Consider the following 26,465-nt stretch of genomic DNA (forward strand, 5'->3'; position numbering starts at 1 on the left):
AGAAACCCGCGTAGCGCCTCAAGACTCAACCGGCGCCGCCGCCCCGAACCCCCCGTACTTCCCAGCCTTCGCGCGCTTCCGCACCTCGTCGAAATGCCGGTGCACCGCCTCCTCAGCGGCATCGGCATCCCCCGCCACCAACGCATCGACGATCGCCTGGTGGCGCTTCGCCGTCGAGACCGCCGAACCGGCCGGGCCGCCCAGCTCGGCCTCCGCCGCCCGGTACACGTCCCAGAACAAGCGCGTCAGCTCGCGCGCCAGGTCGAAACCCGCCTCCGCGCAGATCAGGTCGTGGAACTCGCGATCCGCCGCCGCACTGTCCGGCCCCTTGCTCCGCATCCGCCGCACGCACTCGCGCAGCAGGGAGATCAGCTCCGGCCGGTGCCGCCGGGCCACCCGTCGGGTCAGCTCGGTCTCCAGCATCTCCCGCACCTCGAGCAGGTCCCGCAGCCGGCCGGTCGTGCCGGCCCCGGGCGTGCGGGTGCGGAACAGCAGCCACGTCCGCAGCGCCTCCGACCCGGCCGACCCGACGAACGTGCCGTAGCCGTGCCGCACCTCGACGATCCCGAGCGCCCGCAGCGCCCGGATCGCCTCCCGGATGGAATTGCGGCTCACCCCGATGTCGGCCATCAGGTCCAGTTCGGTGGGCATGGGCGAGCCGGGCGGGAGGTCCCGCTCGATGATCAGGTCGATGATCCGTTTGCTGATCTCGTCGCCGAGCTGAGGGCGTGCCACGTCCAACTCCCCGCCTGCTGACCGCCGAATTTCCGGACATCCTACGTCAGACCCCTTGACCACGGGTCGCGCCGCTGTTTACAGTCACCCGGTCGATGGACGTCCTACGTCCTACTTCCTCCGGCCTGATCAACGACGCACAAGTCAGGAGACGTCATGTCGCACAGCGTGTCCGGTCTCAACCGCCGCGATTTCCTGCGGTACACCGGGCTGGCCGGCACGGCCGCGGCCTTCTCGGTCACCCTGGGGGCCTGCGGCGGACCGGCATCCACCAACAGCACCGGCAGCTCCACCGGCACCCTCACCGCCGTCATCGGCTACGGCAACAACCAGACCTGGGACCCGCTGCAGACCGCGTCGGCCTTCTCGATGGCCGCCAACCTGCACTGCTACGAGTCGCTGGTCGAGGGCGACCCGATCACCCGCGACCCGTTCCCCGGCCTGGCCAAGGCGCTGCCGACGGACCTCACCGGCACAAGCCTGAAGTTCGAGCTGCGCGACGGCGCGAAGTGGCACGACGGCACCCCGGTGACCGCCGACGACGTCGTCTTCACCTACGCCCGCGTGCTGGACCCCAAGGAAAAGGTGCTGGTCCACAGCTTCTTCGCGGACTGGCTGGCCGAGGTGCGCAAGACCGGCGAGAACTCCGTGGAGTTCGTGCTCAAGCACCCGTTCCCGTACGCCCTCAAGCGCATCCAGACCGCCAAGATCTGCCCCAAGCACGTCTTCGAGGGCAAGTGGAAGGACGCCGCGGGCGGCAAGGTCGTCGGCTCCGGCCCGTACAAGGTCGTCGAGCAGGCCCCGCTGTCCTACACCCGGTTCGAGAAGTTCGCCGAGTACAACGGCCCGCGCCCGGCGGCCTACGCCTCGATGCTGTGGAAGTCGATCGTGGACGCCGCGCCGCGCGTCGCGGCGATCTCCGGGGCCAACCCGGAGGCGCAGATCGTGGACAACATCCCGCCCGCCAACGCCGACCAGCTGCGCAAGTCCGGCCGCACGGTCGAGTTCGCCGACGGCGGCAACAACCTGTTCCTGATGTTCAACACCGCCCACGCGCCGTTCGACAGCAAGCTCGTCCGGCAGGCCCTGCACTACGCCATCGACAAGCAGAAGATGATCCAGATCGGCCTGCAGGGCGCGGGAACCGCGGCGACGTCGTTCATCAACCCGAAGCTGCCCGCCTCGCAGCCCGCGGCCAACGACTTCGCCTACAACCCGGACAAGGCCAGGCAGCTGCTGCAGCAGGCCGGCGTCACCAACCTGGCGATCACCCTGTCCACCTCGAACACCTCGCTGGTCACCGACTGCGTCAAGGTCATCAAGGAGGGCTGGGACGCGATCGGCGTGACCACCACGCTGGACTCGCAGGACACCAAGGCGCTGTTCTCGAAACTGGACAGCGGCAAGGACTTCGAGGTCGTCGCCACCACGAACAACCCGCTGCAGTTCGGCAACGACCCGGATCTGCTCACGCGCTACTACTACGACAAGACGTCGGTGCTGATGACCACCTACGCCCGCTGGACCGGCCCGGAGTCGCAGGTCCTGCTGGACCTGCAGAACCAGGCCGCCGCGGAGAGCGACGAGACCCGCCGCGGGCAGCTCACCAAGCAGCTGCTCGACATGATCTCCGACCAGGCGGTCATCTACCCCGTGGTGTTCACCCAGCTCGGCACCGCGTGGAACGCGCAGAAGATCACCGGGGTGCGGGCGCAGGGCTACCCGGGCATCTACCTCAACCAGGCCAAGCCGGTCTGAGGGAGCACCGCCATGGCCGTCGTCGTGCGGATGCTGCTCGCCCGCATCCTCGCCCTGATCCCGCTGGTGCTCGGGGTGGTCCTGTTCGTCTTCATCGTCATGCGGTTCTCCCCGGTGGACACCGCGGTGGCCGCGCTCGGCGACGCCAACCCCACGCCGGAGCAGCTCCAGCAGTTCCGCCAGGAGAACGGCCTGCTCGACCCGCTGCCGGTGCAGTACGTGCACTTCGTGTGGCACCTGCTGCAGGGCGACTTCGGCACGAGTGTGATCACCCGGGAGCCGGTCGGGCAGGTCATCGCCACCGCGCTGCCGCTGACCGTGCAGCTCACCCTGCTGGGACTGCTGATCGCGATCGTCGCCGGGCTCGTGCTCGGCGTGACCTCGGCGCTGTTCCGCGATCGCTGGCCGGACCAGCTCATCCGGATCGTCACGCTGGCCGGTGTCGCCGCGCCGGCGTTCTGGATCGCGGTGCTGCTGGTCCAGTGGCTCGCGGTGGGCGAGGGCCTGTTCCCCACCAGCGGTTACGTCAGCCCGGCCGACTCGTTCGGCGGCTGGCTCAACTCGCTGACCCTGCCGGCGATCTCGCTCGCGCTGCCGGTGGCCGCGCAGCTGACGCGCATCATCCGCACCTCGATGGTCGAGGAGCTGGACAAGGACTACGTCCGCACCGCGCGCGGCGGCGGGCTGCCACCGGTCGTGGTCGTGGGCCGCAACGTGCTGCGCAACGCGCTGATCAACCCCCTCACCGTGCTCGGCCTGCGGGTCGGCTACCTGCTGGGCGGCGCCGTCGTGATCGAGACGATGTTCGCGCTGCCCGGGATGGGACAGAACATGATCCAGGCCGTCAAGGACGGCGACACCGCGAAGGTCCAGGGCTTCGTGATCACCATCGCGGTCGGGTTCGTCCTGGTCAACCTGATCGTCGACGTGCTGTACCTGATCGTGAACCCGCGCCTGCGGAGCCGGTCGTGATGCGCCAGGTGTACCGGCCCGGGCTCACGAAACGGCTGTCCCGGCCCGGCATCCGGTTCCGTCGGCTCAACACCGCGTCGTGGATCGCGGTGTCGGTGCTGGCCGTGCTCGCGCTGGTGGCGCTCGTTGGCCCGCTGCTGGTCAAGGACCCCTACGCGCTGGGCACGGAGGTCACCGGGCCGAACGCCGCGCACTGGTTCGGCACCGACCAGTCCGGCCGCGACATCTTCTCCCGCGTGGTGCACGGCGCCCGCTGGTCGCTGGCGATCGGCCTCGGCGCCGCCGCGATCGCGCTGGTCGCCGGTGCGCTGATCGGTTCGCTCGCGGCCACCTCCCGGCGCGGCGTCGACTCGGTGATCATGCGCGTCCTGGACGTGCTGATGGCCTTCCCCGGCATCGCGCTCGCGGCGGTGCTCGTGGCCGTGTTCGGCCGCGGCATCGGGGTGCTGATCCTGGCGATCGCGTTCGTCAACGTGCCGCCGGTCGCGCGGGTGGTGCGGGCGAACGTGCTGGCGCAGTACAGCGAGGACTACGTCGCCGCCGAGCACATCATCGGCGCGCGCCGGTTCTTCATCCTGGTCAAGCACGTCGCGGTGAACTGCGCCGCGCCGATCCTGGTGTTCTGCACGGTGATGGTGGCCGACGCGATCGTGTTCGAGGCGTCGCTGTCGTTCATCGGCGCCGGGATCCAGCCGCCGGACCCGTCGTGGGGCTCGGTGCTCGCCGACGGCAAGGACATGGTGCTCAACGGCGGCTGGTGGGCCACGTTGTTCCCCGGCCTGCTGATCCTGTTCACGGTGCTGGCGCTGAACGTGTTGTCGGAGGGGATTTCCGACGCGTGGGCGGCGCCCTCGGCCCGCACCGCGAAGGCGGCGGAGGTCGCCAAGGCGGTCGTCGCCGAGGAGGCGGCCGAGAACGTCGCGCCGGTGCTGCCGATCCGGGGTCTGCGCGAGGTGGGCGAGCGGCTGTCCCGGCGATCGCGTCCCCTCGACGGCCGCGAACCGCTGCTGTCGGTGGAAGGGTTGACCATCTCCTTCCCGGAGCGGCACAACGGGGTCAACGTCGTCGAGGACGTGTCGTTCACCGTGCGGCCGGGCGAGGTGCTCGGTCTCATCGGCGAGTCGGGCTGCGGCAAGTCGCTGACCGCGCTGTCGATCGTCGGCCTGCAGCCGCGGAACGCGCAGTTGTCCGGGCGGATCCGGTTCGAGGACCACGACCTGCTGACCATGAAGCCGTCCGCGCGGCGGCGCCACCTCGGGCACGACATCGCGATGATCTACCAGGACGCGCTCAGCTCGCTGAACCCGGCGATGACGATCCACGCGCAGCTCAAGCAGTTCACCCGCCGCGGCGGCACGCGCACCCCGCGCGAGCTGGTGGAGCTGGTCAACCTCGACCCGGACCGGACGCTGCGGGCGTATCCGCACGAGCTGTCCGGCGGGCAGCGGCAGCGGGTGCTGATCGCGATGGCGTTGTCCCGCAGCCCGAAGCTGATCGTGGCCGACGAGCCGACCACCGCGCTGGACGTGACCGTGCAGGCGCAGGTCATCGCGCTGCTGCTGCGGTTGCAGGAGGAACTGGGCTTCGCGCTGGTGCTGGTGTCGCACGACCTGGCGCTGGTGTCCGATGTGGCCGATCGCGTGGTCGTGATGTACGGCGGGCAGGTCGCCGAGGCCGGCACGACCGCGCAGGTCGTCGGCGCGCCGCGGCACCACTACACACGCGGCCTGCTCAGCGCGGTGCTGTCGCTGGAGGAGAACGACGCCCGGCTCACCCAGATCAAGGGCGTCGTACCGGCTCCCGCGGAGTTCGCGCCCGGCTGCCGGTTCTCCGACCGCTGCCCGGCCGCGCGGGCGCACTGCCGCACCGAGCCGCCGGTGGTCGAGGGCACCGGGATGGACCACCTCGTCGCGTGCCACCACCCCGCCGAGCCGATCGCGGAACCGGAGGTCCTGGTGAAGGGAGCGCCGGCATGAGCCTGCTGGAACTCGACGGCGTGCACGTGGTGCACAAGATCCGCTCGTCCGGCCTGTTCGGGCACGACTCCGTGCACGCCCTGACCGACGCGACGCTGACCGTCCGCCCCGGCGAGACGATCGGCGTGGTCGGCGAGTCCGGGTGCGGCAAGACGACGCTGGCCAAGGTGGTCGTCGGTCTGCAGAAACCCACCCGGGGCGAGGTGCGCTACCGCGGTAAACCGGTGTCGGACCAGCGCGAGTTCGGCCGCGACATCGGCATGATCTTCCAGGACCCGTCGACCGCGCTGAACCGGCGGATGTCGATCGCCCGGATCGTGCGCGACCCACTGGACGTGCACCGGGTCGGCACCCCGGCGCAGCGGGCCGAGCGGGTGCGGGAGCTGATGGAGCTGGTCGGCCTGCCGTCCAGCGTCGCGGACGCGGTGCCCGGGCAGCTGTCCGGCGGGCAGCGGCAGCGCGTGGCGATCGCCCGTGCCCTCGCGCTCGAGCCGTCCCTGCTGGTGGCCGACGAGCCGACCTCCGCGCTGGACGTGTCGGTGCGGGCGCAGATCCTCAACCTGCTGCTCGACCTGCGCGACCGGCTGGGCCTGGCGATGATCTTCGTGTCGCACGACATCCAGACCGTGCGGAAGATGAGCGACCGCATCGTCACGATGTACCTGGGCCGCATCGTCGAGGACGCGCCGGCGGCGGCGATCCCCGGCGACGCGCACCACCCGTACACGCGGGCGTTGTTCTCCGCCACCCCCAGCCTGCTGAACCCGATCGAACCGATAGTCCTGACCGGGCCGGTGCCGTCCGCGGTCAACCCGCCGAGCGGGTGCGCCTTCCGCACCCGCTGTCCGAAGGCGACGGACGAGTGCGCCGCCGCGGTGCCCCCGGCCGCCGACGCCGGCGACGGGCACACCTACCACTGCATCCACCCCGAGATCGAAGTGAGCGTGCGATGACTCGATTCACCGGCATCATCCCCCCGCTGTGCACCCCGTTCCGGGACGACTTCACGATCGACGTCGACTCGCTGCGCCGGCACCTGGACGTCCAGCTGGACGCCGGGGTGCACGGGGTGTTCGTGCTGGGCTCGTCCAGCGAGGTGGCGTTCCTGCCGGACCGGCAGCGGCGGGTGGTGATCGAGACGACGGTGCAGCACGTCGGCGGCCGGGTCCCGGTGCTGGCCGGGTGCATCGACATGACGACACTGCGGGTGGCCGAGCACATCCGGGTCGCCGAGGAGGCCGGCGCGGACGCGCTGGTCGTCACCGCGCCCTACTACACCCGCACGCACACCGCCGAGATCGAGCAGCACTTCCGGCTGCTGCACGCGCGGGCGTCGCTGCCGATCTTCGCCTACGACATCCCGGTCGCGGTGCACTCGAAGCTGGACCGGGAGATGGTGCTGCGGCTGGCCGAGGACGGCGTGCTGGCCGGGCTCAAGGACTCCAGCGGCGACGAGGCCGGGTTCGGCGCGCTGCTGCTGGGCCGCCGGGAACGCGGGCTGTCCGAGTTCGCCGTGTTCACCGGGTCGGAGCTGGTGGTGGACCTCGCGCTGCAGATGGGCGCGGACGGCGCGGTGCCCGGGCTGGCCAATGTGGACCCGGCCGGCTACGTCACGATCTGGGACCGGTTCCGCGCGGGCGATTTCGCCGCCGCCCGGCGCGAACAGGACCGGCTGATGCGGCTGTACGACATCACGTGCGCCGCCCCGCCGGAGCGGATGGGCCGCGGCTCGGCCGGGCTGGGCGCGTTCAAGGCGGCGATGAAGATGCGCGGGTTCATCGACAACTCGGTGATGGCGCCGCCGCAGCTGCCGCTCAACGACGAGGAACTGCTGCGCATCAAGGGCGCGCTGACCGAGGCGGGCCTGCTGTGATCCACTACGGCGCGGACTACAACCCCGAGCACTGGAGCGAGGACGTCTGGGACGAAGACGTCAAGCTGATGACCGAGGCCGGGGTCACCCTGGTCACGCTGGGCGTGTTCTCCTGGGCCAAGGTCGAGCCGCGGCCGGGCGAGTACGACTTCGGCTGGGTCGACACGGTGATGGACAAGCTCGCGGCGGCCGACATCAAGGTGGCGCTGGCGACGATGACCGCGTCGCCGCCGCCGTGGCTGACCCACCGCCACCCCGAGGTGCTGCCCGTGCGGGAGGACGGGACGCGCCTGGCCCCCGGCTCGCGGCAGCAGTTCTGCCCGTCCAGCCCGGTCTTCCGGGAGCACGCGGCGCGGCTGGTGGAGCAGCTGGCGAACCGGTACGGCGACCACCCGGCGCTGCACATCTGGCACGTCGGCAACGAGTACGGCTGCCACATCCGGGCGTGCTACTGCGACACCTCCGCCGAGGACTTCCGGTCGTGGCTGCGTGAGCGGTACGGCTCGGTGGAGGCGCTGAACGCGGCGTGGTCGACCACCTTCTGGTCGCAGGGCTACTCCGACTGGGCGGAGATCCAGCCGCCGCGGGTGGCGCCGTCGTTCCGCAACCCCGCCCAGCAGCTGGACTACCAGCGGTTCTCCTCGGACGCCTCGCTGGCGTGCTACCGGGTGGAGGCGGAGATCCTGCGCCGGGTGACGCCGGACGTCCCGCTGACCACCAACTTCGTCGGTCTGGTGCAGAAGGCGCTGGACTGGCACGCGTGGGAGCCGCACGAGGACGTCGTGTCGCTGGACTCCTACCCCGAGCCCTACGACCCGCGTGGGCACGTCGAGGCGGCGTTCGGGTACGACGTGGCCCGGTCGCTCAAGGGCGGGCAGCCGTGGCTGCTGCTGGAGCACGCGCCCAGCGCGGTGAACTGGCGCACGCACAACGGCGCCAAGGCGCCGGGCGTGATGCGGCAGGGTGTGCTGCAGGCGGTGGCGCGCGGCGCGGACGCGGCGATGTTCTTCCAGTGGCGGCAGAGCCGGGGCGGGGCGGAGAAGTTCCACTCGGCGATGGTGCCGCACGCCGGCGCGGGCACCCGGGTGTTCGCCGAGGCGCGGGCGCTGGGGCAGGACCTGGCCGCGCTGGCCGACGTGGCCGGCACGCGGGTGCGGTCGGACGTGGCGTTCCTGCACGACTGGAACAGCTGGTGGGCGCTGGAGCTGGACGCGCACCCGTCGGCCGACGTCACCCAGCTCGACGCGCACCTGACGCACTACGCGCCGTTCTTCGACGCCGGCATCTCCTGCGACGTGGTGCGGCCGGATCGGCTGGCGGGGTACCGGCTGGTCGTGGTGCCGAACCTGTACCTGCTCGACCCGGAAACCGCCGAGGGACTGCGGCGGTACGTCGAGGGCGGCGGGCACCTGGTGGTGTCGTTCTTCTCGGGCATCGTCGACTCCTGCGACCGGGCCCACCTCGGCGGTTATCCGGTGGCGCCGCTGCGCGAGGCGCTCGGGGTGTCGGTGGAGGAGTTCTGGCCGCTGGCGCCGGGCACGTCGGTGCCGCTGAGTCCATCGTGGACCGGAAGCCTGTGGTCGGAGGCCGTCTCGCTGGCGGGCGCGGAAGCTGTCGCAACTTTCGGCGACGGTGACCTGGCGGGCTTCCCCGCGGTGACCCGCCACGCCTACGGCGACGGCGTCGCCTGGTACCTCGGCACCCGGCTCGACCCGGCCGGGATGCGCGCGCTCGTCGACCGGGTGGCCGCGGAAGCGGGTGTGGCACCGGTCCTGCCCGGCCTGCCCGCCGGGGTCCAGGCCGTGCGCCGGGAGGCCCCCGACCGGAAGTTCCTGTTCCTGCTCAACCACAACGCGGAAGCGGTCGCGGTGGACGTCGGAGCCCCGGCGCCGGACCTGCTCACCGATTCGGCGCCCGCGGCCCGGCACACGCTGCCGCCGCGTGGTGTCGCTGTCCTCCGGATTCACTAACCGAAGGGAAGGCACATGAGATCGTTCGCAGCGTGGCGCGCGGTCCCGCTCGTGGTGGCGGTACTGCTCGCCGGACTGCTCGGCGGCGGGGGCACCGCCTCCGCCGACACCGCCAGACCGGGATTCGACCAGCAGTCGCTGTTCAACCCCAAACAGGAGCAGGGCTACTTCTGCTTCCGCATCCCGGCCATCGTCAAGAGCACGCACGGCACCCTCCTCGCGTTCGCCGAGGGCCGGGTCAACGACTGCGGCGACGCCGGCGACATCGACCTCGTGCTCAAACGCTCCACCGACGGCGGCCGGACCTGGTCGCCGCTGGAGGTCATCAACTCCGGTGACGGCGACACGCACGGCAACCCGGTCCCCATCGTCGACCAGACCACCGGCCGCATCGTGCTGATCACCACCTACAACGCCGGCCGCACCGACGGCAAGGGCTGCGCGGTGCCGTGCGCCCGTCCGCCGCACGTGCAGTACAGCGACGACGACGGGCTCACCTGGTCCGCGCCCGTCGACATCAGCGCGCAGGCCAGCAGGCCGGATTGGGACGCGTGGTACGCCTCCGGCCCGGTGCACGGCATCCAGCTCACCAAGGGCCCGCACCGCGGCCGCCTGGTTTTCGGGGTGAACGGCGAGACCGCGCAGGGCACCGACCCGGTGGCCAACCACGCCGCGCTCGTCTACAGCGACGACCACGGCCAAACCTGGCACATCGGGGCGGTGGACAGCTACCCGTTCACCACGAAGGGCCCGTTCACGCAGAAGCCGCAGGAGATCACGGTCGTCGAGCTGGCGGACGGGTCGATCTACGCCGGCGGCCGCGAGCAGGGCGGCACCGACATCGGCAACCGCGACTACGCGATCAGCCGGGACGGCGGCGAGACGTTCAGCCAGCCGTTCCGGACGATCCCCGACCTGGTCACGCCGATGGTGCAGGGTTCGCTGCTGCGGCTGGACCGGCCCGGGCCCGACCGGATCCTGTTCGCCTCGCCCTCGGACACCGACCGGCGGCGGTGGATGATGATCCGCTCGTCCTACGACGGCGGCCGGAGCTGGGAGAACGCCGAGCAGGGCACGCGGGTGACCGACGACTGGTCCGGCTACTCGGACATGGTCCAGATCAGCGGACGGTACGCGCGGACCACCGAGATCGGCCTGATGTACGAGGGCGGCCCGGTCGACGCGCGCGACGAAATCCGCTTCGCCCGCTTCACCGAGGACGTGCTGGGCTGGCGCAACTCGGCCGGTCCGACGACGCGGGACGTGTCCGGGGAGCGTTCGGACGCCTACCTGATCGGCGGTCCGGTTCCGGTGCCCGGCCGCTACGGTGACGCGCTCGAACTGGACGGGGTGGACGACTTCGTGCGCGTGCCCTACGACAGCTCGCAGGTGGTCGGCGACGGTGACTTCACCTGGACCGGCTGGGTGCGGTACGGCGCGTCGACGGCCAACCAGGTGTTCTTCTGGATGGGCGGCATGGGCTCGACCGCGCCGCAGATCTGGCTGCGCGGCGAGCCCGCGGCGAACCGCCTGATCGCCTCGATGACGACCACCGCCGGCTCCAAGCAGGTCACGTCGGCGGGCGCCTTCAACGACGAGCAGTGGCACCACGTGGCGCTGCAACGCACCGGCGGTCAGCTCGTGTTGTTCGTCGACGGCGTGCAGGTGGCGGCCGGCCCGGCGGCGGCCGGTTCGGTCACCGAGCGGGTGTCGTTCCAGTTCTGGCTGGGCCGCCGCCTCGACGGCGGGATGGGACTGGACGGCGCCCTGGACGACGTCCGGCTCTACCGCAAGGCGCTGTCACCGTCCGAACTGGACGCGGTGCGGGCGAACGCCCCGGTGCGGGACGCCTTGGTGCTGCGGCTGCCGTTCTGAGCCGCGGAGTCCCGGCCCCGTCCGCGGGGCCGGGACTTCACTGCGCGTCCAACCAGGCGGCCAGCGTGGCGGCGAGCGCCTCGGGCTGGTCCTCCGGGGTGTGGTGCCCGGCGACGAGGTCGTGGTGGACGATGTCGAGGGCCGCGATGTTCTCCGCGCACCACGCGATCATCCGGTCGTCCATCATGGTGCCGAAGCCGGGCCGGAACGTCATGAGCAGCTTGGGCACGTGCCCGCTGGCCGCGACCGATCTCGCGGTGGAACAGGCTCACTTGAACACCGCCACGTTCGCCAGAGCCCACTCGGCGAAGCTGCGCGCCGGGCGTTGCAGCACTCGCTCCACGTCCGGGCTCACCTGCTGCTCCACGGGCTTCGGCGCGCCGAGGATGTCCAGTGTGGACTCCGCGACGGACTCGGGCATGAACTGCAGCATCCACGCCCGCGCCTCCGCCCGGCTCAGCTCCGCGAACCGCACCGGCTCCCCCACCGCCTCGGCGATCGCCGCCGTCTGCTGGCGCGGCGAGACCGGTTCCGGCCCGGTCAGCGTGTACACCTGGCCGGCGTGCCCGTCCCGCCGCATCGCCGCGGCGGCCACCTCCGCGATGTCCACCGGGTCGACGGTCGGCAGCGCGACGTCCCCGAACGGCGCCGCGACCGTCCGTCGCGTCCGCACCATTTCCGCCCAGCCGAACGTGTTCGAGTGGAAACCACCCGGCCGCAGCAGCGTCCACTCCAGACCCGAGGCGGTCACCGCCTCCTCCAGCCCCGCCGGATGCCGCCCGGTCGCCACCCCCTGCGAGGACAACAACACCACCCGCCGCACGCCGCTCGCCCGCGCGATCTCCACCACGCGGCCGAGATCCCCGCCGGCCGCCAGGAAGTCCGGCGAGGTGAGCAGGAACAGCGCCACCGCCCCGTCGAGCGCCGGTTTCAACGTTTCCGGCTCGGTCAGGTCTGCCCGCACGTGCCGCACGCCCAGCGGCACTTCCGTGCGCGACACGGCCGTCACCTGCGCACCGGTTTTCGCGAGTGCTTCCACCAGCGGCCGCCCGACGTTTCCGGTAGCCCCAGTCACCACAAACATGTCCGCTCCCGTTCCCTTTCGTGTGGGAGCGACGCTACTGTCGAAGGGCTAGTAGGTACCTAGAGGAAAGTAACGGGATTCGTGACCGAAACCACAGTGAGCCCCGAGCAGGCGTGCCCGATCGCGCCCGTGGTGGACCTCGTGTTCAGCCGCTGGACCACCCCGGTCCTGTGGACCCTGCACGAGTACGGACGGCAACGTTTCACCGAGCTGGAACGCCGCATCACGACGATCACACCGAAGGTCCTGACGCAACGACTGCGCCAACTGGAGCGCGACGGGCTCGTGGTGCGCACCTACCACGCCGAGGTGCCACCCCGGGTGGAGTACGAAATCAGCGAGCTGGGCCGCAGCCTGGCCCCGCTGTTCGCGACCCTCGCGGAATGGTCCCCGAACCTGGACAAGGTGGAGCAGGCCCGCACCGAGTACGACGCCACCCAGCGGCGCCGCTGACCGGCCCCACCCGCGGTGGTCGTTCACGCAGACCTCCCGTCACGTGGGTGGATCGAGGCGGATGCCCGCCAGCTGGGTTGCCTGTGCGACCAGCCGGCCGCGGCTGTCCCACACGAAGCAGACCTCGTCGACGCGGTTGTCCTCGATCAGCCGCGCCTGGTGCAGCACCCGCACCGGGCCGGGGGCCGGCACCGCGCGCACGTAGGCGGTCAGCTCCAGCGTCGGCACCCAGCCGGTGAGCACGATGTCCAGCGTCGCGGGCGGAAACGCGTCCACCGCGTAGAGCAGCGACAACGGGTCGAAATCCGCGCCGCCGGGCAGGCCCAGCCAGCCGCGCAGCACCCCCGCCCCGCTCGGAGCGCCCCGGCCGAAACCGAGGTCCTCCGGCTGGATGCGCAGATCCACCTGGTCCATGATCGCCGGCCCCGGACCACCCCCGGCCGGGCCGGTGACCGGCACGCAGTCGGCGTACTCGCGCCCCTCCGGCTCCGGCATGCCCTGACTCCAGTACGGCTTGGACTCCGCGTCCAGCGCGCCGAGCGTGAACATCGCCTCCACGCACGGCGTGCCACCCTGGGTCAGCCGGGCCCGCACCTGACTCGCCGAGCGCCCGGTCCGCAGCACCTCCACACCCACCTCCACCGGGCCCGGATCCGGCGCACGCAAGTAGTGCGCACTGGCCGCGAGCACGTCCCGGTGCGAGGCGGATCGAGCCGCGGCACGGCCCAGCATCGCCAGCAGGTACCCGCCGTTGGGCTTACCGGCGATGGTCCAGCCGGGATGCAAATGCGCGCGGAACCGGCCCGGCGAGATCTCCTCGACCCGGCTCACCTCGGCAAAAGTGGTCATGCTCAGATCCGTTCCGCGGGCGGCGCCACGGCGACGGCCGTACCGCGCCGACGGCGCCCCGTCAGGACGAACACCGCCGTGGTCACCACGGTCACGGCGAGCAGGACGACCACGGCGGTGAGGACGGCGGTGCCGACCGCGTCGGTGAACGCGGTTGCCAGGGCGGCCGGGCGCTGCGCCGGTGGCAGGCCGGCCAGTTCGTCCTCCAGTGCGTTCGTCATGAGCGTCCCGAGCACGCTGGTGCCGAGCACGGCGCCGAGCTGCCGCGCCGCGTTGACGGTACCGGCGGCGACACCCTCTTTCCCGGGTGGCACGTGGCCGACCGCGAGGACGGTCGACGGTCCGTTGGCGAGTCCGCAGCCGAGTCCGAAGAGGACGAAGGAGGCGAGGTAGCCGGTGAACCCGTCGTCCGGCGCGGTGCGGCTGAACAGGGCTGCGCCGGCCGCCGCCGCGAGGAGCCCGGCGACGATCAGCCCGCGTGGCGGCACCCGGCGCACGAGGACACCGGCCAGTGCGGACCCGGCGATGAACGTGCCGAACTCGGCGAGCATCCGCACCCCGACCTGTAAGGCGGTCAGCCCCGCCACGCGCTGCAGCCACAGCACCTGCAGCAGGGACACCCCGACGAAGCCGAACAACACCGCCGCCGCGAGCACCAGTGCGGTGCTGTACTGGGCATCGCGCATCAGCCGGAGGTCGAGCATGGGAGCGCGGTGCCGCAGCTCGACCAGCACGAACAGACCGAGGGCACACACCGTGACCACCGCGGTGACCACGACCCGGCCGCTGCCGAACCCGGTGTGGCCGCCTTCGATCAGCGTGTAGACCAGCGCCCCGGCACCGACGGCGCCCAGCAGCAGACCGAGCGGGTCGAGCCTGCTCTCCGCCGCGCGCGACTCCGGGACGAACGCGAGGGCGATCACCGCCGCGATCACCGCGATGGCCGGGTTGAACCAGAACGCCGAGTGCCAGGAGGTGTACTTCAGCGCCAGGCCGGCGGCGATCGGGCCGACGGCGAGTCCGAGGCCGGAGGCCGCGGCCCACGCGGAGATCGCCCCGGCTCGACGACCCGGTTCGGGGAACTGGTGGGTCAGCAGGGCCAGCGAGCTCGGGGTGATCAGCGCTCCGCCGAGACCTGCGACCGCCTGCCCGGCCAGCACGGCGGGGAAGGTCTCGGCGAACACCAGGACCACTCCGCCCGCGGCCATCGCGGTGACACCGGCGAGGAACACGCGCCGCCGGCCGTTCCGGTCCGCGACCGCACCGGCGGCCAGCACGAACGTCGCGACGACGAGGGTGTAGACGCTGGGGATCCACACCACGTCGGCGGTCGCGAGGTGGAGATCGTCCTGGACCGCGCTGAGCGTGCCGATCGTCTGGGTGGTTTGCACGAACACGGTGAACAGCCCCAGGCAGGCCGCGGCCAGGACGGCGCCGCCACGGGCGCGGACGGTTCGCTCAGTGTGCATCGAAGGCTCCTTCCGCCGTCTCCGGCGCTGGGATGAGAGCGGTGAGTGCGCGGCGCAGGTACACCGGCAGGAGGTGCCGCCGGTAACCGGCGGAGGCGAAGTCGTCACCGAAGTGGTTCACGGGCACGGCCGACTGGGTGGCGACGGCTTCCACGATCGTCTCGGGACTGAGGGGCCGGCCCAGCAGGTGCTGTTCGGCGGCGGTGGCACGGAACGCGGTGGCGGCAGCTCCGGTGATCCCGATCCGGCATCCCGTGCACCGTCCGTCCTCGCCGACCGCCGCGACCACCGCCACGCCGAGCACCGCGTAACCGGATGCGGGATGCATCCGCTTGAGGTAGGTCGATCGGGTGTCGCCGGTGAACGCCGGCATCGTCAGGTGCGTGAGCACCTCGCCGGGCCGGAGTTCGGGGTCGCTGAAGAACTCCTCGGCGGGTACTGCCCGCTGGGCATCGGCGCTGCGGAGGTGGAGGGTCGCGCCGGCCGCCAGGGCGAGCGCGGGCCAGTCCCCGGCCGTGTCGGCCCGCACGACGGAGCCACCGACGGTCGCGCGGTTGCGGATCAGCGGATCGGCGATCACCGCGGCCGCGCGTGGCAGCAGCGGGACGGCCGCGCGCAGCAGCGCATCCCGTTCGATCTCGCCGGTCGTCGTCATCGCGCCGAGGGTCACCGTCGGCCCGGTCGTGATACCCCGCAATTCGGCGACCCGGGCCAGGTCGACGAGCAACCGGGGCCGTTGACGGCGCAGTTTCATCGCCGGGAGCAGCGCATGCCCTCCGGCAAGCAGCGTGGCGCCCTCGTCGCGAAGCAGGCCGAGGACTTCGGCGAGGTTGCCGGGGCTGACGTAGTCGAACGCAGCGGGAATCACCGTGCGGCCTCCTCGCTCGCGGTGGCGATCGCCGCGCGCACCCGTTCCGGACTCATCGGCATGTCGAGGTGGGTGACCCCGAGCGGGGCCAGCGCGTCGAGCACCGCGTTGACCACGGCCGGTGGTGCGGCGATGGCGCCGGCCTCGCCGACGCCCTTGACTCCCAAGGGGTTGACGGGGCTCGGCGTGATCGTGTGCCCGGTCTCGAAGCGGGGCAGCTGTTGTGCGCGGGGGAACGGGTAGCGCATCCAGTCGGCGGTGGTGAGTGTCCCGTCGTCGGCGTACCGGGCGCCTTCGAGGAGCGCCTGCCCGAGCCCTTGGGCGAGACCGCCGTGGATCTGTCCCCGGACGAGCAGCGGGTTGATGATCGTGCCGCAGTCGTCGACCGCGACGAACCGGTCGATCGCGATGTCGCCGGTGTCCGGATCGACGTCGACGACGGCGATGGAGGTCCCGAACGGGAACGTCAGGTTCTCCGGCTGGTGGAAGATCCGCTCGTCCAGACCGGGCTCGACTCCACCGGGGAGGCCGGGGACGAAGTGGGCGAGCCTGGCCACCTCCTGCCACGATAGGGCGTTCGACCCGTCCGGTCCGGTGAACACCCCCGGGCCGTGCCCGACCTCGGCGGGCGGGACGCCGAGTGCGTGGGCGGCGATCAAGCGCGCTTTGGCGAGGACCCGACCCGCGGCGCGGTGCACGGCCGCGCCGCCGACGGGCATGGACCGCGAGTTGAAGGTCCCCAGCCCGAACTCGACCTGGGCGGTGTCGCCTTCGACGACGTCGATGTCCTCCGGTGGCAGGTTCAGCACGTCGGCGGCGATCTGCGCGTAGGTGGTGGCGTGTCCCTGCCCGTGATCGGCCGATCCCGTGTGGACGGTCACCGTCCCGTCCGGGTGGACCAGGACTCGCGCGTACTCCCAGCCGCCGAAGGCGAAGCCGAGCATGTTCAGCACGCGGCCGTCCCCGATACCGGTGAACTCGGTGTAGGTGCACAACCCGATCCCCCGGTACCGGCCCTGCCGGCGCAGCGCGGCCTGCTCCTCGCGCAGCCGGCGGTAGTCCGCGAGGTTCAGGGCCTCGTCGAGGTTGCGTTCGTAGTCGCCGCTGTCGTAGACGACGGCGCCGGTGGGCTGCCGATAGGGGAAGGCGTCCACGGGGATGAAGTTGCGGCGCCGGATCTCCGCGGGGTCGAGGTGGAGCTCGCGAGCGAGCTCGTCGACCATGCGCTCGATGAGGTAGGTCGCCTCCGGCCGGCCCGCGCCGCGGTAGGTGTCGACGCGGGAAGTGTGGGTGTACACGCCGATCGTGTCGACCTCGACGTGGGGGATGCGGTACACGCCGGTGAGCATCAGGCCGCAGTTGACCGCAGGCACACCGGCGCCCATTCCGGACAGGTAGGCGCCGAGATTGGCCCAGATCGTCGCCTTGACCCCGGTGATGACGCCGTCGGCCGTCGCGCACAGTTCGACGTCCTGGACGTGGTCGCGCCCGTGGTTGGTGGCGAGGAAGTCCTCACCGCGGGTCGCGGTCCAGCGCACGGGCCGCCCGAGCCGCATCGCCAGCGCGGCGACGAGCGCCTCCTCCGGGTACAGGTGGAGCTTCGCGCCGAAGCCACCGCCCACGTCCGGTGCCACCACCCGGATCCGGTGCTCGGGAAAACGCAGCACCCCGGCCAGCTGCCGCTTGAGCGCATGCGGCCCCTGCGTGGTGCTGTGGACCGTCAGCCGCTCCCGCACCGGGTCGTACTCGGCGAGCACCGAGCGCGGTTCGAGCGCACCGGGCACGAGGTTCTGGTTGCGCAGGCGCCGCCGGATGACGACATCGGCGCGCGCCTTGGCCTGCCGGTAGTCACCGCCGCGAACCGGGAAGCGGAACGCTACGTTGCCATCCACTGTGGAACGCACGACCGGTGCACCGTCCTGTGCCGCGGCCAGGGGATCGGTGACCGCGGCGAGCGGTTCGTAGGACACCTCGATCGCCTCGAGCGCGTCCTGGGCGGCCGCAGCGGTCTCGGCCACCACGACGGCGATGCCGTCGCCGTGGAAGCGGGCGATGTCGACAGCCAATGCCCGGTGCTCCGGCACGGTCATCCCGGGCAGCACCCAGGTCGCGGGGAGCGGGGCGATCGTGTCGAGCAGGTGCGCACCGGTCAGGACCGTGACGACGCCGGGCGCCGTCTCGGCCCGGGTGGTGTCGATGGCGCGGATGCGCGCGTGGGCGTGCGGGCTGCGCAGGACGACGGCGTGGAGCGCGCGGGTCGCCGCGGCGATGTCGTCGGTGAACCGGCCGCGACCGGCGAGGTGCCGCCGGTCCTCCCGGCGGCGCAGGGGTTGTCCGATCCGGACGGTCGATGGCTCAGGCATCGGCGGTATCCCGAGCGGCAGAGGCGATGGCATCCACGATGTGCTGGTAGCCGGTGCAGCGGCAGAAGTTGCCCTTGAGCCAGGCGCGGATCTCCTCCTCGGTGGGATCCGGGTTCCGCCGGAGGAGCTCCAGACTGCTCATGACCATCCCGGGTGTGCAGAAACCGCACTGCACGGCGTGCCGCTCAAGGAACGCGGCACGCAGCGCGTCCGCGCCGAGACCTTCGATCGTGTCGACGGCGCGACCGTCGGCCTGCACGGCCAGCACGGTGCAGGACTTCACCGCGAGCCCGTCGAGGTGCACCGTGCACGCCCCGCACTGGGAGGTGTCGCACCCGACGTGCGCGCCGGTGTGGCCGAGGTCTTCGCGCAGCAGGTGCACCAGCAGCTGCCGCGCCTCGACCGTCACCTGCCGGGGCTTTCCGTTCAGCCGGACGGAAACGTGGTGCTGGGACATGACAGGGCCCCTCCAGGAAGTCAGTTGGACTTTCAAACTTGGAGTGGACACTAGCGGTAGTGAGTTTGATATGGCAACCTACTCGGGTGACCACGCCAGCCGAGACCAAAAGCGGCACACCGTCCCTGCCGGGGCGGCCGTGCTCCATCGCCGCGGCACTGCACCACGTGGGCGACAAGTGGGCGCTGCTCGCGATCCGCGAGCTCACGCTGGGAAACCACCGGTTCACCTCGATCGTGCGCAACACCGGCGCTCCCCGTGACCGGCTGGCCGCGCGGCTGCGCGGGCTCGAAGCAGCCGGTGTCGTGGAGCGGCGGCAGTACAGCGAGCACCCGCCGCGCTTCGAGTACCACCTGACCCAGTCCGGACGCGATCTCGGCATGGTGCTGCAAGCGCTGCGCAGCTGGGGCGACCGCTGGGCCGTGGACGAGCCGCCGATCGTGTTCGAGCACACCTGCGGGCACCCGCTCGACCCCGCGCTGATGTGCCGTCACTGCGGTGCGGAAGTCAAAGCGGGCGAAGTTCACCCGCACAGCAACGCCGAAGGCTGGGACCTCCGCGGGCCCACGGCGATCCACGACGACAGGAGTGACCATGAGCGTTGACGTCGAAATGGCCGGGCCGGTGGCCGTGACCACGATCAACCGCCCGGACAAGCTCAACGCCCTCGACTACGCCACCATCGACGAGCTCCTCGACGTCCTGGACCGGATCGAGGAGAACGACGCGGTGCGCGCCGTGGTCCTCACCGGCGCGGGAGACCGCGCGTTCAGCGCGGGCGCGGACATCAACGACCTGGCGCGCAGCATCGCCGGCGGCACCGAGCGGGCGCTGCGTGAGATCGTCCGCCGCGGTCAGGGGCTGACCCGTCGCGTCGAGACGTTCCCCAAGCCCCTCATCGCCGCGGTCAACGGCCTCGCCTACGGCGGCGGTTGCGAGGTCACCGAGGCCGCGCCGCTGGCCATCGCGAGCGACCGGGCCACGTTCGCCAAGCCCGAGATCACGCTCGGTTTCCCGCCCCCGTTCGGGGGCTCGCAACGCCTCCCCCGGCACGTCGGCCGCAAGCGCGGGCTGGAGATGATCCTCACCGGCGACCCGATCGACGCGCAGCGGGCGGCCGAGATCGGCATCGTCAACCGCGTCGTCCCCCACGACACCTTGATGGACGCCGCGATCCAGCTGGCGCACCGCATCACCCGGCACAGCAGCACGGCCGTCACGGCCTGTCTCAACGCGGTCACCCGCGGGATCAACCTGCCCATCGACGAAGGCCTCGCGGTCGAGGCGTCCTGGTTCGCGGTGACGGTACCGAGCGAGGGCGTGCGCGAAGGGATCCAACGGTTCCTCACCAGGACCCGCCCGACACCCGTCCAGGAAGCCGGCTGACCTGCCTCACCCCGGTGAGGGCGGGTCTGCCTGCCACCGCCGGCGCCGTATGGCTCGCCTGTGACGACGGGGACGCTTCTGGGTTCCTGGTCGTCCACAGATTCAGGCCGCCACCTGGCATTGTTGGCATTCCCCGCCACCTGACCGCCAACGCGGTTCCGGTGTCGTTCGGCCTGATGTCAGGCGTCGCTTCAGCCACCAGCCATCCGATGGTCGAATCGTTCGGCTGCGCCGGCGAGGCGTCCGGCTGTCGGCCTCCCGAGCAACGTTCTGGTGGGTGGCGCCGGGTCGACCCGGCGCCACCCGCGCCTCAGGAAGACCGTTCGGTAGCGGCGAACCCGTTCCTGGCATGGGCGCCGTCGCAGAAGGGCTTCTTCGCTGACATGCCGCAGCGGCACAGGAGCTTCGTGCGGCCGGGCCCGAGGTCGTAGACGTTGTTGTCGTGGTCGACGAGGCGGATCGGGCCCTTCACCTGGTACGGGCCGTTGTCCACTGTCTTGATCACGACCTCGGGCGAGGGCTGATCGCTCATCGTCAGCTCGCGAGCTGGTAGCCGGCGCCGGTGATCGCCGCGCGGACCTGCTGGTCGTCGACCAGCGCGTCGCTGGTCACGGTGACCTCGCCGGTCGCGATGTCGACGTCCACGTCGGTGACACCCGCTACGCCGGCGACCGCGTTGGTCACCTTGTTCATGCAGCCGGAGCAGGTCATGCCCTGGACGGTGTAGACAGCGGTGCTCATCAATTGTCTCCTGGTCGGAACTACTTACAGGGATGGGGTGAGTGCCGGTTCGATTCCGGCGACGAGGTTGAAGGCGCCGGTCAGCAGGTTGAGCGAGACCAGTCCGACGACCTCGGCGATGACGCGCTCGCTCCAGCCGTGCGCCTGGAGTCCGGCGACGTCGTCGTCGGCCAGGGACGCGGGTTCGGCGAGCACCCGGACCGCGAACTCGATGAGCGCCGCCTCGCGCCGGTCCGTCGCGGTGCCCTGCCGGGCCAGCGCGATGTCGACCTCGCTCAAGCCCGCGGCCCGGCCGCCGTCGATGTGCGCTTCCAGGCAGGCGGCGCAGCCGATCCATTCCTGCACCGCGATCGCGAGCTTCTCGCTCAGCGCGCGGGGCAGCTTCGTGCGTTTCATCGCCCGGGACAGCTCCAGGTAGCCCTGCAGCAGCGCGGGCGAGTGGGCCATCGTGCGGATCATCTCCCCCGCCGAGCCGTGCCGGGCGACGATTCCGCCGAGCAGCTCGCGGGACTTCTCCGGCGCGTCGGCCGGTTCGAGCGCGGGGAGCCGGCGCATCAGCCGACCTCCTCGAGCCGCTGTTCCGTATCCATCTGACGTCTCCTACCCGTAGGGGGTATGTCGATCACGTTAGCACCGCGTTCGCCGATACGCCAGGGGGGTATAGCGCTGCGGCAAGACAGCGCACTTCCTCCAAGGCATACGGGTATCGGAATCGTCGACCGGGTTGAGGAGAGGGAAATGCGGGGTTACGCCAGCGACTGCAGCGAGCAGGAGATCACCATCGACGCGGTGCGACTTAGTACGCTACGGGGGTATGGAGTGTCAACCGGCCAGCAGACGTGGGGCGGCTGAAGAGGCGGCACCGAACGCGGGTTCAGCTGCGGGCCGAATGCGGCTGGGCGGGAGTTTCCGTCCAGCGCGGGCGATCTCGCTGAACAGCGGGCACCTCCCCGCGCTCAGTCCTACTGGGAGTACTAGCCATCCCCCGGGAGACGCCCGCATGACCCCGCGCCCTCGCCAGAAGCTGCTGCTCCCGCGGACGGCAGACTCCCGGTCCGTCGGCAGCCTTCGCTACCACGAGCGCCACCGAGGTCTGCGTCGCCACCGGTCGCCGCGGGGTACCGCGCGGCCGACTCGCCGGCCCGCTGTTGGCGGCTTTCGATAACAGACTGGTCCTCAGGTGACCCCGCCGAGCCCGTCAGCCGACGATGCGGCGCGCTCCGATGTAGTGGCCGTCGCCGCGGATGGAGCGGACGGCGACCAGCTGGCCCTCGGTCGGGGCCTCCACCATCTTGCCGTCGCCGACTTACATGCCGACGTGCTGGATCGCGGCGGGGTTGCCGGTGCCATCGTCGTAGAAGACGAGGTCGCCCGGCTGGAGCTCGCTCTGCGCGACCGGCCGGCCCAGCGTGTACTGCGAGCCGCTGGAGTGCGGCAGCGAGATTCCCGCCGCGCGGTAGGCCCACATCGTCAGCCCCGAGCAGTCGACTTCGCTCGAGCCTTCCGCGCCCTACTCGTATTCCGAGCCCCGCTTGGCCAGGGCGGCCTGCAACGCGGTGTTCGCGGCGCCGGGCGGGCCGAAGTAGGACCCGGTGTCCTTGACGGTGCCCATGGCCTGCCTGGTTGCCGGGCTCGGCCGCTGGAGCGCGCGCGTTGAGCGTCGTCTTGTGCTGACGGATGTCCTCGGTCAGCTTCGCCGCTGCGTCGCGGGCGGCGGCGCGTTCCTGCGCGCCCTGCATGTCGGCACGGACCAGGTCGGCGTGGGCCAGCGCGGCGTTCAACGCGTTCAGTGCGCCGTTCTGCTGCTCGGCCAGGACACCCAGGGCGGACATGCGGTCCAGGAAGTTCTGCAGCGACCCGCTCGACATCACGGCCGACATCCGGCTGGACGTCGCACCTCCCAGGAAGGCTTCGGCGGCGACTCGGTCCACTTCGGTCCGAGCCTGTTCGACCGCCGCGCCTACCGCAAGCGCACGCCGATCGTACTGCGCCTGCGGATCCGCGGGTGGTTGCGCGGAGCACCGGGATGCACGCCGGCCCCGATCAGCAGTCCCCACAGGATCAGGAAAACCGCCGAGCGACGCAACCTGCCGGTGCCAGTCCGCACGTGGGCGAAACTAACAGCCTCCGTTCACGGCGAGCCAGCTTTCGCCGTGTCCACCGCTCGATGATGTGACATCGAAGTCCATTGTGGACGACTGAGTTTTCCTTTTCACGCAGCACCCGAGCAGAGGTGGGAAACCCAGGAAGGTCTCCCACCCCTGCGTCAGCGCCTTCGTCAGAGCGTGGTCAGCAGTTGCTGCATCTCGGTGATCTCGGCCGTCTGGGCGTCGATGACGGCCTGCGCCAGCGCCTTGGCGTCGGCGTTGGCCCCGTTGGCCAGCTCGGTCCGCGCCATCTCGACCGCGCCCTGGTGGTGTTCGACCATCATCTGAAGCCACATCTTGTCGAACTCCGCACCGCTGGCGTGCTCCAGCATCCGCATGTCCGCGTCGCTCATCATGCCGGGCATCGCGCCGTGGTCCATCCCCGGCATCGAGGACGTCGACGGCATGTGCATCCCCGACATGGACGGCATCGCGCTCATGGCCGCGTTCCACTGCGTGAGCCAGCCCCGCATCTGCTGGATCTCGGGATCCTGGGCGCGTTCGATCCGGCTCGCGAGGTCCTTGACCTGGTTGTTGGTGCTCCGGGTGGGCACCAGCTTCGCCATGTCGAGAGCCTGCTGGTGGTGCTGGATCATCTCCTGGGCGAACGTGACGTCGGCGTCGTTGTGCGTCGCGGACTGCGCGGGAGCCGACGATGTGACGGGAGCGCTGCTGCCGCCCATGTTCATGCCGGCGTGGTCGTCGTTGCCGCCGCCGCACGCGGCCAGGACGAGCCCGGCGACGGCCACAGCGATGCCGGTACCCACAAATGTCTTCGTCATGGTTCTTCCTTCGGTCACGAGTAGTTCACCTGCCGCTGATGGCGCGAAAACGCCACCAGCCGGTCACAGGCGCAACACGCAGACCGAAGTGAGGATGACTCTGCCGCCGCCCCTGACAGGCGGATCGGGGCCACTGGTGCTCGACGCCCGCGCGCCGGTCCGCCGGCTCACGAGCAGGTGGGCCAGCGCCGCACCGAGGAGCAGGACGAGGATCCAGGCGGCGAACTGGCCGACCACGGCCAGGCACTGGTGGAGCATGTCGGCCATGGGATGGCCGTCCGAGACCGGTTGCACCGCGGGCCCGGAAGCGGCGGCCATCGCCACCACGGCGTGCCCGGGCCCGTGCGCCGCGCCGCCGTGATCGGCCGGCACGTGATGCATGAGCACCAGCGCCAGCGAAACCACGGCCAGCAGCAGCCACCTGGCCGGCAGGCTGCGCTTCACCGTGGTCATGCTCCAACGGTAACCGTCCGCTCGCGCACGGGACCAGTGACCTGCCCGTCGGCCCGCGCCGGCAACTCGAAGGTGACCGATGATCAGGGACGAGCCCGGGCGCAACCTGCGGGATGGGCGGAGCCGGCCGCGCGGTCCGCCTATTTCCTGCTGTCCGAACCCAAGTCCTGAGTGCTGCGCTCTCCAAGCCGCGTGCCGGCGGCCAGGAACAAGGGAACGGCCAGGAAGAGCCGCCCGGCCGCCGCGCGCCGCTGTTGTTCGTCCAGCCACGCCGTGATCTGCTCCGGCGGAGCTGCTTGCACCTGCAGACCGTGGTCGGCGAGTCCGGTCAGCACCGGCAGCATCGCCGCGTCGGTGAACACCGCGGTGTGCACCTCGATGGTCACGTCGGTGAATCCCTGGTCGAGCAGCAGGTTGCGGTAGCGGCGGGCCACTGTCGGGTTGGTCACGGACCGGGCACGTGCCTGCACCAGTGTTCGGGTGAGACCAGGTTCGTCCGAGTCGATCACGAACGTTTCCCAGTCCTGTCCCAGCAAGACGATGCGTCCGCCGGGCGCGAGCACGCGCATCGCCTCGCGGAGCGCGGCGTCGACATCGGGCAGCTCGTGGAAGACCTTGTCGGCTCGGTACCCGGCGAGCACGCCGTCGGGGAACGGCAGTTCCTCCGCGGTCCCAGGCACGAACTCCAGTCCCGGCCAGCGGTGACGGGCCGCGGTCAGCATCGTCTCGCTGGGATCGACCCCGACACAGTCGGCCCCTCGCTCGGTCAGCTCGGCGACGGCCCGGCCCGAGCCGCACCCGACGTCGACGACCCGAGCACCGGGTGCGACGTGCAGCAGTTCGTAGGTGCGAGCCCGGAGTTCGGCTGCCCCGGGCAGGGCGTCGGCCGCGTCGAGCACGGAGATCAGGCCGGGTTCGGTGGTGTGAGTGGACATGCCACCCAGGGTGCGACTTAATGCCGACATGAAGTCAAGCGCGACGATGAGCATCGGGGAGATCGCGGCCCAGTTCGGGTTGGCGACGCACGTGCTGCGCCACTGGGAATCGATGGGCCTGCTGGCGCCGTCCCGGCTCGGCGGCCGCCGCCGCTACGGCGCGGACGACCTCTACCGCATCGCGGTGATCCTGCGGGCCAAGGAAGCCGGGCTCGGCCTGGACGAGATCCGCGAGATGATCACGACGTCGGATCCGGCCGAACGCCGGTCCGTGCTGCTGCGCCGACGCGACGAGCTCGCCGAGCGCATCGCCCGCGCTCAGGCGTCGCTCGACCTGATCGAGTGCGCCCTGGGCTGCGATCACGACGACTTCACCAGCTGCCCGCACTTCCAAGCCGTCATGGCCGAACGCATCGCCCTGAGCACAACGCCTGCGAGCTAGACCTGGATCACATGAATACCCCCTAGGGGTACTTGCGCGACGACCTCGACCGCGGCTAACTTCTCGGTCATACGCATACCCCCTACAGGTATAGGAGTTGACCGGAGATGAGAACCGACTCCCGCCGCTGGTGGGCACTGGGGTTCCTCGCGCTCGCCCAGTTCATGGTCATCATGGACACCTCGATCATCGGGGTCGCGCTGCCGAAGATGCAGTCCGATCTCGGCTTCTCCCCCGACGGCCTGTCCTGGGTGTTCAACGCCTACGTGGTCGCCTTCGGCGGGCTGCTGCTGCTCGGCGGGCGGCTGTCCGACCTGCTCGGCGCCCGCCGGATGTTCGCCGCCGGCTGGGTGATCACCCTGGGCGGCTCGGTGGTCGCGGCGCTGGCGGGCAGCGCCGGGGTGGAGCTGACCGGTCGCGTGTTGCAGGGCGCCGGAGCGGCGTTGATCGCCCCGTCGGCCCTGACCCTGCTGATGGTGCTGTTCGGCGCCCGCCCGAAGGAGCTGACCAAGGCACTGGCGCTGTACGGGGCGGCCGCGCCGGCCGGCGGCACCGCCGGGGTGTTCCTCGGCGGCGTGATCACCGAATGGCTGTCCTGGCCGTGGATCTTCTGGCTCTACGTCCCCATCTCACTGATCGCGATCGCGGCCACCCCCGCCCTCATGCCCGCCACCCCCGCACGCCGCGGCGCGGTGGACATCGCCGGCGCCGTGGCCGTCACCGCCGGCCTGGCACTGACCGTGTTCGCCATCGTCCGCGCCCCCGAACAGGGCTGGGCCTCCCCGGCCACCCTCGGCGCGCTGGCCGGCGGGATCACGCTGCTGGGCATCTTCCTGGCCATCCAGCGCGCCCGCCGGGTCCCGCTGGTGCGGCTGGG

At 71.1% G+C, this 26,465-nt stretch carries 28 protein-coding genes; 13 read left to right on the forward strand and 15 right to left on the reverse strand.

Annotated features, from left to right (window positions below):
- Positions 1–18 precede the first annotated feature (18 nt).
- Complete coding sequence (locus IE290_RS23710; protein ID WP_191246871.1) at positions 19–735, reverse strand: FadR/GntR family transcriptional regulator; 717 nt, start codon at positions 733–735, stop codon at positions 19–21.
- A gap of 156 nt (positions 736–891) precedes the next feature.
- Between IE290_RS23710 and IE290_RS23715 the strand changes: the two genes are divergently transcribed.
- The 7 genes from IE290_RS23715 to IE290_RS23745 are packed head-to-tail and all read left to right on the forward strand — an operon-like array spanning position 892 to position 11,159.
- Entirely contained in the window at positions 892–2,493 is a 1,602-nt protein-coding gene (locus IE290_RS23715; RefSeq protein WP_191246872.1) for an ABC transporter substrate-binding protein, read from the forward strand.
- A 12-nt stretch (positions 2,494–2,505) separates the two neighbouring features.
- Positions 2,506–3,465, forward strand: coding sequence for an ABC transporter permease (locus IE290_RS23720; RefSeq protein WP_191246873.1), 960 nt, complete (start codon positions 2,506–2,508; stop codon positions 3,463–3,465).
- Positions 3,465–5,441, forward strand: coding sequence for a dipeptide/oligopeptide/nickel ABC transporter permease/ATP-binding protein (locus IE290_RS23725; RefSeq protein ID WP_191246933.1), 1,977 nt, complete (start codon positions 3,465–3,467; stop codon positions 5,439–5,441). The genes IE290_RS23720 and IE290_RS23725 overlap by 1 nt, the downstream gene beginning before the upstream one ends.
- Positions 5,438–6,394 carry an oligopeptide/dipeptide ABC transporter ATP-binding protein gene (locus IE290_RS23730; protein ID WP_191246874.1) on the forward strand — a complete coding sequence of 319 codons (957 nt, stop codon included), beginning with the start codon at positions 5,438–5,440 and terminating at the stop codon, positions 6,392–6,394. The genes IE290_RS23725 and IE290_RS23730 overlap by 4 nt, the downstream gene beginning before the upstream one ends.
- Positions 6,391–7,314 (forward strand): dihydrodipicolinate synthase family protein, encoded by a 924-nt coding sequence (locus tag IE290_RS23735; protein ID WP_191246875.1) that lies wholly within the window; start codon positions 6,391–6,393, stop codon positions 7,312–7,314. Before IE290_RS23730 ends, IE290_RS23735 begins: the two co-directional genes overlap by 4 nt.
- Entirely contained in the window at positions 7,311–9,284 is a 1,974-nt protein-coding gene (locus IE290_RS23740; RefSeq protein ID WP_191246876.1) for a beta-galactosidase, read from the forward strand. The genes IE290_RS23735 and IE290_RS23740 overlap by 4 nt, the downstream gene beginning before the upstream one ends.
- Before the next feature lie 15 nt (positions 9,285–9,299).
- On the forward strand, positions 9,300–11,159 hold the full coding sequence (locus IE290_RS23745) for a sialidase family protein (protein ID WP_191246877.1): 1,860 nt from the start codon (positions 9,300–9,302) through the stop codon (positions 11,157–11,159).
- A 37-nt stretch (positions 11,160–11,196) separates the two neighbouring features.
- On the opposite strand, the gene IE290_RS23750 is transcribed toward IE290_RS23745, so the two are convergent.
- Both IE290_RS23750 and IE290_RS23755 read right to left on the reverse strand, forming a co-directional pair.
- Positions 11,197–11,388 carry a hypothetical protein gene (locus IE290_RS23750; RefSeq protein ID WP_191246878.1) on the reverse strand — a complete coding sequence of 64 codons (192 nt, stop codon included), beginning with the start codon at positions 11,386–11,388 and terminating at the stop codon, positions 11,197–11,199.
- 39 nt (positions 11,389–11,427) lie between these two features.
- Positions 11,428–12,243, reverse strand: coding sequence for an NAD(P)H-binding protein (locus IE290_RS23755; protein ID WP_191246879.1), 816 nt, complete (start codon positions 12,241–12,243; stop codon positions 11,428–11,430).
- 81 nt (positions 12,244–12,324) lie between these two features.
- Between IE290_RS23755 and IE290_RS23760 the strand changes: the two genes are divergently transcribed.
- Complete coding sequence (locus tag IE290_RS23760) at positions 12,325–12,696, forward strand: winged helix-turn-helix transcriptional regulator (RefSeq protein ID WP_191246880.1); 372 nt, start codon at positions 12,325–12,327, stop codon at positions 12,694–12,696.
- A gap of 39 nt (positions 12,697–12,735) precedes the next feature.
- On the opposite strand, the gene IE290_RS23765 is transcribed toward IE290_RS23760, so the two are convergent.
- Genes IE290_RS23765 through IE290_RS23785 form a run of 5 tightly spaced genes read right to left on the reverse strand, consistent with a single transcriptional unit; the run spans position 12,736 to position 18,702 of the window.
- The gene (locus IE290_RS23765) at positions 12,736–13,545 is read right to left on the reverse strand and encodes a thioesterase family protein (RefSeq protein ID WP_191246881.1); all 810 of its coding nucleotides are present in this window, start codon (positions 13,543–13,545) and stop codon (positions 12,736–12,738) included.
- Positions 13,546–13,547: 2 nt separating this feature from the next.
- Positions 13,548–15,014 (reverse strand): MFS transporter, encoded by a 1,467-nt coding sequence (locus IE290_RS23770; RefSeq protein WP_191246882.1) that lies wholly within the window; start codon positions 15,012–15,014, stop codon positions 13,548–13,550.
- Positions 15,004–15,882, reverse strand: a complete 879-nt coding sequence (locus IE290_RS23775; protein ID WP_191246883.1) for an FAD binding domain-containing protein — start codon at positions 15,880–15,882, stop codon at positions 15,004–15,006. Before IE290_RS23775 ends, IE290_RS23770 begins: the two co-directional genes overlap by 11 nt.
- Positions 15,879–18,245: a xanthine dehydrogenase family protein molybdopterin-binding subunit gene (locus IE290_RS23780; protein WP_191246884.1), complete on the reverse strand. Its 2,367-nt coding sequence runs from the start codon at positions 18,243–18,245 to the stop codon at positions 15,879–15,881. Before IE290_RS23780 ends, IE290_RS23775 begins: the two co-directional genes overlap by 4 nt.
- On the reverse strand, positions 18,238–18,702 hold the full coding sequence (locus IE290_RS23785; protein ID WP_191246885.1) for a (2Fe-2S)-binding protein: 465 nt from the start codon (positions 18,700–18,702) through the stop codon (positions 18,238–18,240). Before IE290_RS23785 ends, IE290_RS23780 begins: the two co-directional genes overlap by 8 nt.
- Before the next feature lie 86 nt (positions 18,703–18,788).
- Here IE290_RS23785 and IE290_RS23790 point away from each other — a divergent pair, with 86 nt between their 5' ends.
- Both IE290_RS23790 and IE290_RS23795 read left to right on the forward strand, forming a co-directional pair.
- Positions 18,789–19,307 carry a winged helix-turn-helix transcriptional regulator gene (locus IE290_RS23790; protein ID WP_191246886.1) on the forward strand — a complete coding sequence of 173 codons (519 nt, stop codon included), beginning with the start codon at positions 18,789–18,791 and terminating at the stop codon, positions 19,305–19,307.
- Entirely contained in the window at positions 19,297–20,088 is a 792-nt protein-coding gene (locus tag IE290_RS23795; protein WP_191246887.1) for a crotonase/enoyl-CoA hydratase family protein, read from the forward strand. Before IE290_RS23790 ends, IE290_RS23795 begins: the two co-directional genes overlap by 11 nt.
- Before the next feature lie 310 nt (positions 20,089–20,398).
- On the opposite strand, the gene IE290_RS23800 is transcribed toward IE290_RS23795, so the two are convergent.
- The 4 genes from IE290_RS23800 to IE290_RS23815 form a co-directional block, all read right to left on the reverse strand.
- A complete protein-coding gene (locus tag IE290_RS23800; protein ID WP_191246888.1) occupies positions 20,399–20,620 on the reverse strand; it encodes a CDGSH iron-sulfur domain-containing protein in 222 nt (73 codons plus the stop codon).
- A 2-nt stretch (positions 20,621–20,622) separates the two neighbouring features.
- The gene (locus IE290_RS23805; protein ID WP_191246889.1) at positions 20,623–20,829 is read right to left on the reverse strand and encodes a heavy-metal-associated domain-containing protein; all 207 of its coding nucleotides are present in this window, start codon (positions 20,827–20,829) and stop codon (positions 20,623–20,625) included.
- A gap of 24 nt (positions 20,830–20,853) precedes the next feature.
- Positions 20,854–21,384 (reverse strand): carboxymuconolactone decarboxylase family protein, encoded by a 531-nt coding sequence (locus IE290_RS23810; protein WP_191246890.1) that lies wholly within the window; start codon positions 21,382–21,384, stop codon positions 20,854–20,856.
- 751 nt (positions 21,385–22,135) lie between these two features.
- Entirely contained in the window at positions 22,136–22,297 is a 162-nt protein-coding gene (locus tag IE290_RS23815) for a C40 family peptidase (RefSeq protein WP_191246891.1), read from the reverse strand.
- Between the two features lie 142 nt (positions 22,298–22,439).
- Here IE290_RS23815 and IE290_RS23820 point away from each other — a divergent pair, with 142 nt between their 5' ends.
- The gene (locus IE290_RS23820; protein ID WP_191246892.1) at positions 22,440–23,000 is read left to right on the forward strand and encodes a hypothetical protein; all 561 of its coding nucleotides are present in this window, start codon (positions 22,440–22,442) and stop codon (positions 22,998–23,000) included.
- A 107-nt stretch (positions 23,001–23,107) separates the two neighbouring features.
- Here the strand turns inward: IE290_RS23820 and IE290_RS23825 are convergent, their stop codons facing one another.
- The 3 genes from IE290_RS23825 to IE290_RS23835 all read right to left on the reverse strand — a co-directional run bounded on the left by IE290_RS23825 (position 23,108) and on the right by IE290_RS23835 (position 25,146).
- Positions 23,108–23,758, reverse strand: coding sequence for a DUF305 domain-containing protein (locus IE290_RS23825; protein ID WP_191246893.1), 651 nt, complete (start codon positions 23,756–23,758; stop codon positions 23,108–23,110).
- A 63-nt stretch (positions 23,759–23,821) separates the two neighbouring features.
- Positions 23,822–24,211 carry a hypothetical protein gene (locus IE290_RS23830; protein ID WP_191246894.1) on the reverse strand — a complete coding sequence of 130 codons (390 nt, stop codon included), beginning with the start codon at positions 24,209–24,211 and terminating at the stop codon, positions 23,822–23,824.
- 140 nt (positions 24,212–24,351) lie between these two features.
- Positions 24,352–25,146, reverse strand: coding sequence for a methyltransferase domain-containing protein (locus IE290_RS23835; RefSeq protein WP_191246895.1), 795 nt, complete (start codon positions 25,144–25,146; stop codon positions 24,352–24,354).
- A gap of 28 nt (positions 25,147–25,174) precedes the next feature.
- On the opposite strand from IE290_RS23835, the gene IE290_RS23840 reads away from it, so the two are divergent.
- Positions 25,175–25,588, forward strand: coding sequence for a MerR family transcriptional regulator (locus tag IE290_RS23840; RefSeq protein WP_191246896.1), 414 nt, complete (start codon positions 25,175–25,177; stop codon positions 25,586–25,588).
- Between the two features lie 107 nt (positions 25,589–25,695).
- Positions 25,696–26,465, forward strand: a 770-nt coding sequence (locus IE290_RS23845; protein WP_191246897.1) for an MFS transporter, incomplete at its 3' end; no start/stop codon positions are given.

The organism is Amycolatopsis deserti (assembly GCF_014653945.1).
Lineage (GTDB): Bacteria > Actinomycetota > Actinomycetes > Mycobacteriales > Pseudonocardiaceae > Amycolatopsis_E > Amycolatopsis_E deserti.

What these genes read in the sequence shown, in the direction of transcription:
- IE290_RS23810 (WP_191246890.1), bottom strand. Translation starts at nt 21,384, where the DNA reads ATGCGCCGGCTCCCCGCGCTCGAACCGGCCGACGCGCCGGAGAAGTCC.
- IE290_RS23840 (WP_191246896.1), top strand. Translation starts at nt 25,175, where the DNA reads ATGAAGTCAAGCGCGACGATGAGCATCGGGGAGATCGCGGCCCAGTTC.
- IE290_RS23825 (WP_191246893.1), bottom strand. Translation starts at nt 23,758, where the DNA reads ATGACGAAGACATTTGTGGGTACCGGCATCGCTGTGGCCGTCGCCGGG.
- IE290_RS23795 (WP_191246887.1), top strand. Translation starts at nt 19,297, where the DNA reads ATGAGCGTTGACGTCGAAATGGCCGGGCCGGTGGCCGTGACCACGATC.
- IE290_RS23835 (WP_191246895.1), bottom strand. Translation starts at nt 25,146, where the DNA reads ATGTCCACTCACACCACCGAACCCGGCCTGATCTCCGTGCTCGACGCG.
- IE290_RS23725 (WP_191246933.1), top strand. Translation starts at nt 3,465, where the DNA reads ATGCGCCAGGTGTACCGGCCCGGGCTCACGAAACGGCTGTCCCGGCCC.
- IE290_RS23785 (WP_191246885.1), bottom strand. Translation starts at nt 18,702, where the DNA reads ATGTCCCAGCACCACGTTTCCGTCCGGCTGAACGGAAAGCCCCGGCAG.
- IE290_RS23800 (WP_191246888.1), bottom strand. Translation starts at nt 20,620, where the DNA reads ATGAGCGATCAGCCCTCGCCCGAGGTCGTGATCAAGACAGTGGACAAC.
- IE290_RS23770 (WP_191246882.1), bottom strand. Translation starts at nt 15,014, where the DNA reads ATGCACACTGAGCGAACCGTCCGCGCCCGTGGCGGCGCCGTCCTGGCC.
- IE290_RS23830 (WP_191246894.1), bottom strand. Translation starts at nt 24,211, where the DNA reads ATGACCACGGTGAAGCGCAGCCTGCCGGCCAGGTGGCTGCTGCTGGCC.
- IE290_RS23730 (WP_191246874.1), top strand. Translation starts at nt 5,438, where the DNA reads ATGAGCCTGCTGGAACTCGACGGCGTGCACGTGGTGCACAAGATCCGC.
- IE290_RS23765 (WP_191246881.1), bottom strand. Translation starts at nt 13,545, where the DNA reads ATGACCACTTTTGCCGAGGTGAGCCGGGTCGAGGAGATCTCGCCGGGC.
- IE290_RS23715 (WP_191246872.1), top strand. Translation starts at nt 892, where the DNA reads ATGTCGCACAGCGTGTCCGGTCTCAACCGCCGCGATTTCCTGCGGTAC.
- IE290_RS23755 (WP_191246879.1), bottom strand. Translation starts at nt 12,243, where the DNA reads ATGTTTGTGGTGACTGGGGCTACCGGAAACGTCGGGCGGCCGCTGGTG.
- IE290_RS23805 (WP_191246889.1), bottom strand. Translation starts at nt 20,829, where the DNA reads ATGAGCACCGCTGTCTACACCGTCCAGGGCATGACCTGCTCCGGCTGC.
- IE290_RS23745 (WP_191246877.1), top strand. Translation starts at nt 9,300, where the DNA reads ATGAGATCGTTCGCAGCGTGGCGCGCGGTCCCGCTCGTGGTGGCGGTA.
- IE290_RS23735 (WP_191246875.1), top strand. Translation starts at nt 6,391, where the DNA reads ATGACTCGATTCACCGGCATCATCCCCCCGCTGTGCACCCCGTTCCGG.
- IE290_RS23820 (WP_191246892.1), top strand. Translation starts at nt 22,440, where the DNA reads ATGGCCTGCCTGGTTGCCGGGCTCGGCCGCTGGAGCGCGCGCGTTGAG.
- IE290_RS23780 (WP_191246884.1), bottom strand. Translation starts at nt 18,245, where the DNA reads ATGCCTGAGCCATCGACCGTCCGGATCGGACAACCCCTGCGCCGCCGG.
- IE290_RS23815 (WP_191246891.1), bottom strand. Translation starts at nt 22,297, where the DNA reads ATGTGGGCCTACCGCGCGGCGGGAATCTCGCTGCCGCACTCCAGCGGC.
- IE290_RS23720 (WP_191246873.1), top strand. Translation starts at nt 2,506, where the DNA reads ATGGCCGTCGTCGTGCGGATGCTGCTCGCCCGCATCCTCGCCCTGATC.